This window comes from Megasphaera sp. NM10 (assembly GCF_000417505.1).
GTDB lineage: Bacteria > Bacillota > Negativicutes > Veillonellales > Megasphaeraceae > Megasphaera > Megasphaera intestinihominis.
In genome coordinates, this window is record NZ_APHY01000092.1 from 1 (window position 1) to 12,209 (window position 12,209).

The 12,209-nt window shown below is 49.9% G+C and carries 4 protein-coding genes and 2 pseudogenes; 1 reads left to right on the top strand and 5 read right to left on the bottom strand.

Features of this window, described 5'->3' with window-relative positions; all coding sequences use genetic code 11:
* Positions 1-12: 12 nt before the first annotated feature.
* The 4 genes and pseudogenes from NM10_RS12000 to NM10_RS15335 all read right to left on the bottom strand — a co-directional run.
* On the bottom strand, positions 13-405 hold the full coding sequence (locus NM10_RS12000; RefSeq protein WP_020311810.1) for a transposase: 393 nt from the start codon (positions 403-405) through the stop codon (positions 13-15).
* Between the two features lie 377 nt (positions 406-782).
* Positions 783-2,647, bottom strand: a pseudogene (gene hcp / locus NM10_RS15195) (hydroxylamine reductase).
* Positions 2,648-2,972: 325 nt separating this feature from the next.
* Positions 2,973-9,200: a YadA-like family protein gene (locus tag NM10_RS12010; RefSeq protein ID WP_239639739.1), complete on the bottom strand. Its 6,228-nt coding sequence runs from the start codon at positions 9,198-9,200 to the stop codon at positions 2,973-2,975.
* A gap of 219 nt (positions 9,201-9,419) precedes the next feature.
* Positions 9,420-9,593, bottom strand: a pseudogene (locus NM10_RS15335) (ESPR domain-containing protein); the annotation flags it as partial.
* An 838-nt stretch (positions 9,594-10,431) separates the two neighbouring features.
* Here NM10_RS15335 and NM10_RS12015 point away from each other — a divergent pair.
* Entirely contained in the window at positions 10,432-11,535 is a 1,104-nt protein-coding gene (locus tag NM10_RS12015) for a M20/M25/M40 family metallo-hydrolase (RefSeq protein WP_020311814.1), read from the top strand.
* A gap of 332 nt (positions 11,536-11,867) precedes the next feature.
* On the opposite strand, the gene NM10_RS14845 is transcribed toward NM10_RS12015, so the two are convergent.
* The gene (locus NM10_RS14845) at positions 11,868-12,182 is read right to left on the bottom strand and encodes a PEP-utilizing enzyme (protein WP_335340757.1); all 315 of its coding nucleotides are present in this window, start codon (positions 12,180-12,182) and stop codon (positions 11,868-11,870) included.
* Positions 12,183-12,209 lie beyond the last annotated feature (27 nt).

The following is a 12,209-nucleotide window of genomic DNA, read 5'->3' on the forward strand; positions in this document are numbered from 1 at the left end:
GTGYTGGCAGTCTCAGGAACCCATTCTTGATGTTGATAGCGTTCGTCGACAAGAGAGATGGAACCATCCCCCTTTTTCACGATAGTGCGGCAGGCGGACATCTTTCGACTGATAGTCACCTGCCTTGACTTTCTGCAAAAGCCCGAAAAAAGAACGAAAACTGCGGTCGGCCATCTTCAATATCTGCTGGGCTACACCGGCCTGCAACAAGCTATAGTTTTCATTTTCCTTGCAAATGGGGTAATTTTCTTCGTACCGCAAGAATTGATGAGTATCGAAGTAATGCTGCCGAATCGTATAGACCGCTACATTGTACAGGTTATTGCTGTATTGGCACATTTCCCGGAGCATGGCATAGTCTTGTTTCGACAAGCCGCGGATGACATTCGATTGCGTCAAGTACATCTGGTTTCACCTCCTCTGTCATCTACAATTATACCCTAGCCGAGGTGAAAAGGCTAAGACAGAAAAGACATAGGGGGGATTTCGCAGGCATCGAACCTGCGAAATCCATCGCCATTCATCCCCTACCTAAGAGGAAGGCGTCTTCTGGCGAAACTGGGATAAATTACTAGCCGCTCGTCATAAATTCCAGCCATTCACACTATTCACGCGGGACGCCCTTTGGGCGTCCCCTACGCAATCGCATACAGGCGAAAAAAAGGGCTTGTCGCACGACGACAAGCCCTTTAAAGTTGTTAGTGGCTAGCAGTTAGTTGTTAGCGGATGGCTTTAAATTTGAAGGTTTTCTCTGCAAACTACAAGCTATAAACTCCGGCCTCTTATCCCAAAATCTTTTTGAGGTCAGCTTCCGGCGTGCTGGTCGGAGTGATGTTGAAGTTTTCTACCAAGTAGTTGAGGACATTCTTGGAGACGAAGGCCGGCAGTGTCGGGCCGAGGTAAATATTCTTGATGCCCAAGGAGAGGAGGGTCAAGAGGATGCAGACAGCTTTCTGTTCGTACCACGAGAGGACGAGGGTCAAGGGCAGATCGTTGACGCCGCAGTCGAAGGCTTTTGCCAAAGCGACAGCTACCTGGATAGCGCTGTATGCGTCGTTGCACTGGCCCATATCCATGATGCGCGGCAAGCCGCCGATAGTGCCGAGGTCGAGGTCGTTGAAGCGGTATTTACCGCAAGCCAGGGTGAGGACGACCGTATCAGCCGGGGTCTGTTTAACGAATTCCGTGTAGTAGTTACGGCCCGGACGAGCGCCGTCGCAACCGCCGACGAGGAAGAAGTGTTTGATAGCGCCGGCTTTGACAGCGTCGATGACTTTGTCAGCAACGGAGAGGACCGTGCCATGACCAAAGCCAGTCGTAACGGTGCTGCCGCCGTTGATGCCGGTGAAATGCTGGTCTTCTGCATAGCCGCCGAGTTCCAGGCTTTTTCGATGACCGGCGTGAAGTCTTTGTCTTCGCCGATATGAGTTACGCCGTCAAAGGAAACGACTTCCGTCGTGAAGACGCGGTCGATGTAGGATTTACGAGGCGGCATGAGGCAGTTCGTCGTGAACAGGAATGCACCGGGAACGCCGTCGAATTCTTTCTGCTGGTTCTGCCAAGCCGTGCCGAAGTTGCCTTTGAGGTGTTTGTATTTCTTCAATTCCGGATAAGCGTGAGCCGGGAGCATTTCGCCGTGCGTATAGATATTGATGCCTTTGCCTTCAGTCTGTTTGAGGAGGAGTTCCAAGTCTTTCAGGTCGTGGCCGGTGACAACGATGAACGGGCCTTTTTCAACCGTCAAAGGAACTGTCGTCGGAACCGGAGTACCATAAGTAGACGTATTAGCTTCATCGAGGAGAGCCATGCAGGTCAAGTTGACTTTGCCTGTTTCCATGACAATCGGGAGGAGTTCATCCATGCCCCAGTCTTCGCCGATGGCCGACAAGCCTTTGACGAAGAAAGCATCGACTTCTTCGCTCGATTTGCCGAGCATGAGAGCATGATAAGCATAAGCAGCCATGCCGCGCATACCAAAGAGGATGAGCGATTTAAGGGAACGGATATCTTCGTCAGCGTTCCACATCTGGTTCATATCGTAGTCAGCTGCGGGAGTGGACGAAAGGGCAGCGGCTTCAGCGTGAACTTTATCGATCATAGCCTGGGTCGTCGTCGTGTTGAAGTTGACGTTGGTAATGGTCGTGAACATGCCTTCGAGGATAGTACGATAGGTCTTAGCCGTCGGAGCGGCAGTCTGACAGGTGCGGGCCAAACCAACAAGGGCGCCGGTCAAAACATCCTGCAAGCCGGCTTCAACAGCCGATTTGCCACAAACACCGGCACAACCGGTACAGCCAGTACCCATAGCGGTCTGTTCACACTGGAAACAAAACATCTGTTTTTCTTTTGTCATGGGGAAAACCTCCTGTATTTCATACATATAATAAATTGAATGGGTGATTCGTAATTCTCTGCTCTCATCGAGTACACGTAAAGTATAACAAAAAGAAAGAAATATTTCTGTTGCATTTACAACCAAAAGGGAAATTTTGTAGGGGACGCCCAAAGCCTTTCTGGTCCGCCAGGTACCGACTATCGGGAGGTGCAGGGCGGCTGCCAGAACGGACAGCAGTGGCGGGCGTCCCGCCGTGAATCCTAGGCATAGCCGGAATTTATGACGGACGGTACATGGTCGTAATACTATCATGAGTATGTCGCGGCGGAACGCCGCATATGAATCCGAGAGAAAGGCCGTGGTTCATTGTTCGTGGCTCGTAAAAGCCTGCTATTATTCTCGGATAAGTTATAGCCAAATTTCTCTAGCGGACTCGCCACGTGCGAGCCCCTACAAACATACCATTATAACAGAATAGGCTGTGGCAAAGTTTCGCAGCGGGCTGCCCTCATCGGGACAGCCCCTACACACAAGGCCATGGGCCGTGTATTTTTTTTGCGAACTGCGACCTGCGAAAAAAATGAGGTTGTCGCCTGAAGTAATCTTGACTTGGTGCGACAACCTCATCGCTATGGCACTATTTCTTGCCCAGTGCCTGCTGAATCATTTCGCCTTGCTGGGCTACAAGAGCTTCCAGTTTAGCAATCTTTTCGTCTTGTTCTTTCATCTTAGCATCCTGTGCTTTCAGGAGTTCATCTTGTTCTTTAATCTTCTTAGCCATGACCGTCTTGGACGTCGTGATACCGCTACCGCCGCTGCCGAGTTTGAAGCTGACGCCGGCGTTGATCATGTTTTCGCCGCCGCCGAAGCTGCCACCGATGCTGAACATGGTGTTTTCGTTCGGGCGATAGTAGGTACCGATAGCGACTGCATTGGCGCCGGCATAGTTGCCGTAACCAGCTGCGAAGTCCCACTTGTTGTCCGGGTCAAAATCGAGCGGGTGGAGGGCTGCCAGAGCGGCTGCGCCAGCACCGACACGATTGATGCGGCTATCCAGCTTGTTGAGCGAATGGCTCAGACTGTTGATGTTTTCCGCGTTGGCAATGACGGCCTGATTCGTGTTGTAGAGCTGGCCACCATTGACAGCGTCCGTCGAGCCTTCAGCAATTTCACCATCAGCCAGGTTGGTAATCTTCTGGCTGTTCATGTCGATACCGCTGCTATTGATAGTCGGCCCATTGTTGACGGTAATATTTTCAACATTGGTGATGCTCTTACCATTCATGTCGATACCAGTATTATTAATGGTCGGGCCACCATTGTTGATGGTAACACTATCGACTTGGATATCCGGTTTCAGGGAAACGGAAATGGTATCCATGCTGCCTGATCCAGTAACGGTAGCTGCCGTCGAGATATTCGTACCATCGCCAGCAATCTTAATAGTTTCACCGTTTACGACACTGGCAGCCTGGTTATCATCAGCTTCAAGCTTGATATCTTCCGGAATACTTTCAATTTGTATAGCTTTACCGGTATCTGTCGTCGTTTCTGGAGCAACTTCATTAGACTCTGTCCGATACATGAGGTCCATGACTTGGGACTTTTTAGCGCCCGACGAACCGGATTCGGAACCACTTTCTGTCGAAGTGCTGTCACCTGTCGAAACCGTTACTTTGCCTTGGTTATTGGTAACGCCTTCAATATTAACATTGATTGTGTATTGGTTGCCCGTTTTGGCGACACTGATGCCATCACCAGCCTTGATGGAAACTTGCGAACCGCTGATAGCCGACTTGAGCTGACCGACGTTGACCGCATCCGTATCAAGGATACCGGCTGCTACGTTGGAGATAACCCGGTTATTGGCATTGAGACCGTTGGAGTTGATGTAGGTCAAGCCGCCAACCATGAGGGCACTTGTCGTCAAGGACGAGGTGCCTACGTTAAGAGCACTGGCCGTGAGGGAAACATCCGTGCCGACTTGGAGAAGTCCATCCGTCAATGTCGTATTTTCACCGACTTTGACGCTGCCCTTCTTAGAATCATTCTTAGTCAGGTCGAGATTGTCGCTGAGGGAGAACGAGAGGTCTGCGCCAGCATTGCTGATGAGCAAGTTGTCATTGCTGCTGGAGAAGTCTACCGTGCCGCCCGGTTTGATGTTGGTCTTGCTAGATTCTTTACCGTTAGTCGTCAGGTTCCAGCCTTTGCCAGCCGTTTCGATAGCTTCACCAGCTTTGCCTGCAACTTCCTTCAGCTGTTCTTCCGTAGCTGCCCGGCCACTGCCGTTTGCAAAACCGGTGTAATCCGTTGTTTTATTGGTCAAGCCAGTAATCGTAGCCGTTCCGCTGCCACCGTTGACCAGGACACTGCCGATGTGGGCTGTCGAACCGTTGATGATCGTCTGGTTACCAGCACTACCATCGACCGTAATCGTAGCTCCATCGATTCTCGTTTCATTGGTCAAGCCATTCTTAGCCTGCGAAACCGTCAAGCCGCTGCTGTTGAAAGCCAGCTGGGCTCCGCCCGATTTAGCACTGATGGAGCCATCGGAACCGTTGAGCTTAATGGCATTGTCGCCGAGAACGACATCCGTTTCCAAACTGACAGTATACGTGCTGCTGCCATTGTCCGCTTTCGCTTCGTCGACAGTGATATTCTTGCCATTAGTGACCGTCGTCTTTGCGGCTGCCGCTTTGCTGTCGACTTCCTTCAGCTGTTCTTCCGTAGCTGCCCGGCCACTGCCGTTTGCAAAGCCGGTGTAATCCGTTGTTTTATTGGTCAAGCCAGTAATCGTAGCCGTCCCGCTGCCACCGTTGACCAGGACACTGCCGATACGAGCCGTCGAACCTTTGATAGTCGTCTGGTTACCAATACCGCCATCAACTGTAATCTCAGCCCCGTTGATTCTCGTTTCATTGGTCAAGCCATTCTTAGCCTGCGAAACCGTCAAGCCGCTGTTGTTGAAAGCCAGCTGGGCTCCGCCCGATTTAGCACTGATGGAACCATCGGAACCGTTGAGCTTAATGGCATTGTCGCCAAGAGTGACATCTGTTGCCAACCCGACGGTATACGTGCTGCTGCCATCGGCTGCTTTCGCTTCGTCGACAGTGATATTCTTACCTTTAGCAACCGTCGTCTTTGCGGCTGCCGCTTTGCTGTCGACTTCCTTCAGCTGTTCTTCTGTTGCGGCCCGGCCACTGCCGTTTGCAAAACCGTCGTACTTCGTCGTTTGGTTAGTCAGACCGCTAATCGTAGCCGTTCCGCTGCCACCGTTGACCAGGACGCCGCCGATACGAGCCGTCGAACCGTTGATGATTGTCTGGTTACCAGCACCACCATCGACCGTAATTGTAGCTCCATCGATTTTCGTTTCATTGGTCAAGCCATTCTTAGCCTGCGAAACCGTCAAGCCGCTGTTGTTGAAAGCCAGCTGGGCTCCGCCCGATTTAGCGCTGATGGAGCCATCGGAACCGTTCAGATAAATCGTATCGCCCAAGTTGACATCTTTATCGAGATTGACTTTGTATTCCGCATGACCATCAGTCGTCGGTACAGTTTCAACGTTTGTATTCGTACCATCGACAACTTTCACAGCTTCTTTGGCAAGGTTATTGATGACCGTCTTGCCGCCTTCTGTGATGTTGGTGAGGTCCGATTTGGCGATGCCCGTAATCTTAGCCGTGCCATCAACTTTGTTTCCATTACCGTCTACGTAGGTCATGGTGACGGAACCATCATTACCTACCGTATAGGTATCAGATTTAATATGGACATCTTCGCCTTTAGCGATGTTTTGAATCTTTGTTATTGCATCATTCGTGATGTTGGTGAGGTCCGTATCTGCCAGACCAGTAGCTTCAAATTTAATCTGACCATCTGTTCCAGTGACGGTAATATGGTCACTTCCAACAAAGTTGACTTTCTGATTGACAGCTTTGACATCTGTACCGCCAGCCTGAGCCGTCCAGAGATCGCCCGAGCTTGCCAGTCCCGTCGTAGAAATCTTGATGTCTCCATTGTCGTTGCTGGTAATATCGATGTTATCGCCATCAATGAAGTTCAACGTGCCGTCTTTCGCAACGGTCTTAGCATTATTTCCATTGACCTGGGCTTTCCAGCTGACATTCTGTAAAGCGTTGTAAACCGTATCGCCTGTGACGATGTTGGTATTATTCTGTTCAATCTTGCCGCTTGTATCAACATTGACAGCATAAGTCGTGACATCGCCATCTTTACCCGGCGTAACTGTCGTGTTCTCACCATCGATAACTTTTACAGCTTTGTTAGCCACTTGGGTAATATAGGTATCGCCTTCTTCAGTGATGTTCGACAGATCCGATTTGGCGATGCCCGTAATAGTCGCAGTCATATTATTAACAGTTTCACCCTTGCCATTAACATAGGTCATAGTAACGGTGCCATTCTTATCTACTGCATACGTAACGGGCTTAATATGGCGTTCTACCTCTTTTGCAAGATTGGTGATAACAGTTTTCCCCTGATTCGTAAGGTTATTCAAGCTAGAATTGGCCAATCCAAACGAATCAAAGTCGAGAATGTACTCCGTCCCTCCAGCCAAATTGGTTTTGCTGTCTACGGTAATACGGCTTCCTTCTTCTGTTGTAATGGTCGTATGTTTTGCTGCTTCCGTAGCGACGGCATACAGTTCACTGCCATTGACGGCATCAGTGCTAGTTTCACTAACGCGGCCAGCAGCTACATTGGTAATCGTCCGCAAACCATTAGCAGAACCAACGCTAACGGTTCCAACCGGATTTGTTCCATTCACATTATAGGTGGTATTCGTGTTAGGAATCGTAATCAACGAAGTTTGGACTACAGGATTGGTCGTCGCATGGCTACCGAGCGCAACCGAATTAGGTTGCGAAACTACAGCATCGTAACCAATGGCAATTCCGTTTTCAGCTTCTGCCTGACTCTCGGCACCTAAAGCAATGCCATACGCTGCAGAATGTCCATTACCACCAACGGATCCACGTCGACCGACAGCTACCCCTTTAGCGGAATTTCCCCAAATTTGAGCTCCCATTCCGAGAGCAGTCCCATCTTCTGAATCTACTTTAGCCGACTGTCCAACAGCTGTCCCGTAGTTAGCATGAACTTCAGCCTGAGAACCAACAGCCGTTGCCGCTTCAGCCATCACCTGATCCGCATCAGATTTATAGTATCCAGCCGCAGCCCCCCAGCCGATAGCAGTTGAGTTGCTCCCATTAGTGAAGGACTCTGCACCCAGGGCTACCGCACGGGTTCCCCTTGCATCGCTAGAGTACCCAAAGGCTGCCGACTTTTCATCGGCTGTACTGTTATTTCCTACCGCCGTTGCTTCTTCCGTAGCCGCCGTATTGGTGCCGATAGCAATGGATAAGTTGCCAGCACCATCATTATTGTAATTTCCTTGGTTAGCTGACGCATTGACGCTGAAGTAATGAACTTTAGCTCCGTCAATCAACTTATTAACAGTCGTCGCACTGGCCACATCTTCCAAAGTCACTGCATTTCCATCCGTATCTTTAATGGTATAAGTAACACCACCAGATGTTGCGTTAACGGATTTTTCTGCAGATCTATTGGTCAAAGTAGTATTTTTTGCCGAGATTTTATTATTTTCATCAATACTTACATTAGTGCCTGCCTTATATTCCTGGGCAGAAATAACATTATTTTCATCAATGGTGATGTTTTTTCCGGCGGTATACTTCGTATCCGTATCAACAGCAGAAATAACATTGTTTTCATCAATGCTGACATTCGCTCCCGCAGTATACTTCGTATCCGTAGCAGAAATCGTATTATCAGGAGAAATCTGGATGTTTGCGCCGGCCTTATAATCTTTACCGGCTTTAATCGTGTAATCGACACCATTAATCGTCAGCCCCGTCGTAGCATCAGTCGACCCAATGGCGCTGACTTTCGAGCCTGTCGTGAAGGTCTTAGAAACTTCTTGTCCATTCGTCGTGTTGGAAATACGAACATAGGTGTCATTACCACCTGTGCCGCCACCATTAGTAATGGTCAATGTCCCATCGACAGCCGGACTGCTCGTACCATCACCGTTACGCATAAGGGAAATAGTTGCCGAAGAATCGTTCGTGCTCATATCTACGGACTTAATATCGTTATGATAGAGCGCAAAGTCATTGTCCCGCAAGACGTTGAGGTCTTTCTGGTATTCGGCTACCCGATAGGTATCCATCGTAGCGCCAGCGTCATTGACTTCAGCGCCCCAATAGCTGTAGTAGCTGCCATCAGATTTCTTGACAGTCATCAAGACTTCATTATTTTTACCAAAGACCGTTCCCGTATAGACTTCTGATCCCGAAGCGTTGGTGAAGACACCGATTTTCCCATCAATGACATAGATATTGCTATAATCAACGACTTTGCCATTATACGTATATGCGCTGAGGGTAGCGTTCCAAGCTAATTTAGAACCCGCATCCGTAGTTCTGACAAAGCCTCTGGGCTTGCCACTAGAAACTAAGTCAGCATATCCGTTGCGATAATTCGAATCACTGACAATACCTTTCCAACTGGAGTCTTTGACGATGTAATTCCAGCTGCCGTCAACCTCTGTTCCACCAGAATTGCTCACGCCGGCATAGGTCCCAGCGTTGACTTGCTGCAACGTTTCGCCAACATTGGTCGTCACATTCGTTTGGACATGAGTCGAAGTAACGCTTTCTAAGATATCCGACGGCTTGGCATTCGCATCACCCGTCCAGCTGACATCAGCCCGGCGGCCATTACTAGACAACGACGTATAGGGCTGGCCGTCGACCATAGTCAGAGAATAACCTTCACGGACCCAGTAAAGAATGGGCTGATTATCTCTATCCCTCATACCACTGTCAACAGTATCATATTTTTCTCCATTAAAAGTAGTATGCCATTGACCATTACTGAATTTAGCCCTTGAATCACCATCTTTAGGTCCTGAAAACTTTAATGCAACATATTGATTCTTTGCCGTTACAGCTCCCGTTCCATCCGCTGCATACGCAGGAGCCACTCCGCTTCCTAAAGCCGTCATTCCGCAGAGCGCCAGTACGGTCAAGGTAACTTTCAAACTCGAAGACTTGCCGTTCGATGTGCTATGTCTGCCCGATTTTGAGCTAATCAGTTCGGATCCAACTACGTAACAATTGCGAACTGTATTCCATACTACCTTATAAATCTTATTCATAAATTGCCGCCTCCTTTGTCTTGTCATCGAATATATTAACGTAAACAGCATTTAATTACTTTTAGATTGTATATACAATGACTTTCCTTGCTTGTAGTGTAATATAAAATTCTTTTGTTGAATATTATACTTTCGTATACTCTTTAGATTATTTCAACAAAATTATCTGTTTTTATCATCTTTTTCCTTTTGTTTTAAAGATGACAATTATGAATTCTATCTATTACTTAGCAAGATAACTTATCTATATTTGCATTATACGATGTAATTTTGACGACAAGACAGATTTGTCACAAAACGACGTTTTTTTGACGTAAGCGGTCATTTTCATAATTAAAAGAGAATGATAATCATATATAGGGGCCTAACGGCCCGCCGGTCGCAGGCCGCAGTTCGCCGTTCGCCTCGGGCTCAAATGCCGCTACGCGGTAACAAACTCAAAATAACAAACATCGCCTCGAATGACCCTCGGCTCGTGAAAAAATAGTGGCTCGTGGCTCGTGATTCGTAACTCGTAAAAACCTACCATCATACAAGAATAGGTATGGCCAAACCTCACAACGGGCTGCACAAGGCTCCCTTTATAGGGGAGCTGGCCGCCAAAGGCGGTCTGAGAGGTTAAAGGGCAGCCCCTACGCACAAGGCCGCTGGCCGTGTTTTTTTGCAATCTATGACCTCTTTCTCCCCCATCGCCTGTATGCGATCCCGTAGGGGACGCCCAGAGGGCGTCCCGCTACGCGCTGAGGGTTTCCCGAAGCGTCGTTGTCAGTTTGAGTCTGTCGCGGCGAAGCCGCATCTGAGTCCGAGGCGGCCTGCGGCCTGCGAACTGCGACCTGCTTTTTCCTTCATGCTATAATAAGGTTACCATGCTGAGAGAGGAGTCATCATCATGAATGAAAAGATTGAGCAATACGTACGGAATCACGGCCGTGATTTTATGGAATGGCTTTGTGATATTATTTCTATTCCTTCACCGACCGGACATGAACAGGCCAAGGGCGAATGGATATTGAATCTTTTGCATCAATGGGGCGCCGCCGGGGCGTATCGTGATGCCGCAGGAAATGTGGTCTATCCCTGCCATGTAAAAAGCGGTGAAAAGGTCGCCCTTTACACCGCTCATATAGATACGGTATTCCAGGATTTGCAGGAAATCCACATCCGCCAGACAGGTCACATTTTGTCAGCGCCGTCGTGCAGCGACAACAGCGCCAGTATCGCCGGTCTATTATTTATCATCAAAATGTTCCACGATTTACAGCTCACGCCGCCGCAAGGTCTGCTCTTTGCCTTCGACGTCGGCGAAGAGGGCTTGGGTAATCTCAAGGGAATGCGGCAGGTCATGGCCGATTGGCACGGCCGCATTGCCGAAGTGGTCGCCGTCGATTGTACTTTCGATACTTTTGTGACGACAGCTGTCGGCTCCCGCCGCTATGCCGTCACCGTCGAAGCCGCCGGCGGCCACAGCTGGATGCATTTCGGCCAGTCCAATGCCATTGCCGAAGCGGCCCGCATCATCAGCCAGCTCTATGCACTGTCCGTGCCATCCCAGCCAAAGACGACGTACAATGTCGGCACCATCACGGGCGGCACGACGGTCAATTCCATTGCGGCAAAGGCCGTGTTCACTGTCGACTTGCGCTCGGAAAATGCTGATGAACTGGACAAGCTGGACCAAACTTTTCAAAGCCTCCTGGCCCATACTGAAGGGGAAACGGTCCACATCAAAACCCAGCTGCTCGGCGAACGGCCCTGCAGTCGCCTGGACACCAATCCCCTGACAGACCGCATCACGGCCATCCGGCGGCGCCACGGCCTGCCGACGCCGTGCATTGCCGGCAGCACCGATGCCAACATTCCCATGGGCCAGGGTATCCCGGCCATTTCCTTCGGTTTCTGCCGCAGCCACGGGGAGCATACCCTTCAGGAATCGCTGGACGTCGATACCTTTGTGCCCGGCATGATCCAGATGTTGGAATTCATGGGAGTGTAAAAAAAAGGCTTGTCGCATATGCGACAAGCCCTTTTATCGTAGGGGCCGTCCCAAAGGGCGGTCCGTTGTGGCTAGTTGTTAGTGATTAGCAAATGGTAAAAAATTTAAAGCCATCTTCTACAAACTCCGTACTACAAACTATAAAGTTTAAGGAACCTCGCATAATGGTAGAAGCCTTCGTGCGACAGCCTTTTTTTCAGTAGGGGCGACCACGTGGGGCGCCCGCTCCAGGATATATATGATTTCCCAACCCGTTTGCTAGAAAAATTCTCCAATTTCCTAACGGGTCGCCCACGTGGCGACCCCTACAAAGATTGGACTACAGGCGAGGCCTACCGTGCGTTGGCTTCGCCACGGAAGATAGTGCCGCGGCTGGCGTCTACGGTGACGACTTCGCCGTTTTCCAGGGTATCGGCAGCATGGGCAGCGCCGACGACGGTCGGGATGCCGAGGGTGATGGCGACGATAGCCGATTCGCTAGTGAGGCCGGCTTCTTCGGAGACGATGGCGCTGGCCCGTTTCATGTAGTCGACGAAATCAGCGCGGGCCGAACGGACTACGAGGATGCAGCCGTCGGTGAAGTTCTTTTCCAGGTCTTCTTTCGATTCGGCGATGCAGACTTTGCCGATAGCCGAGTTACGGCCGATACCGGTACCGCGGAGGAGACGTCACCG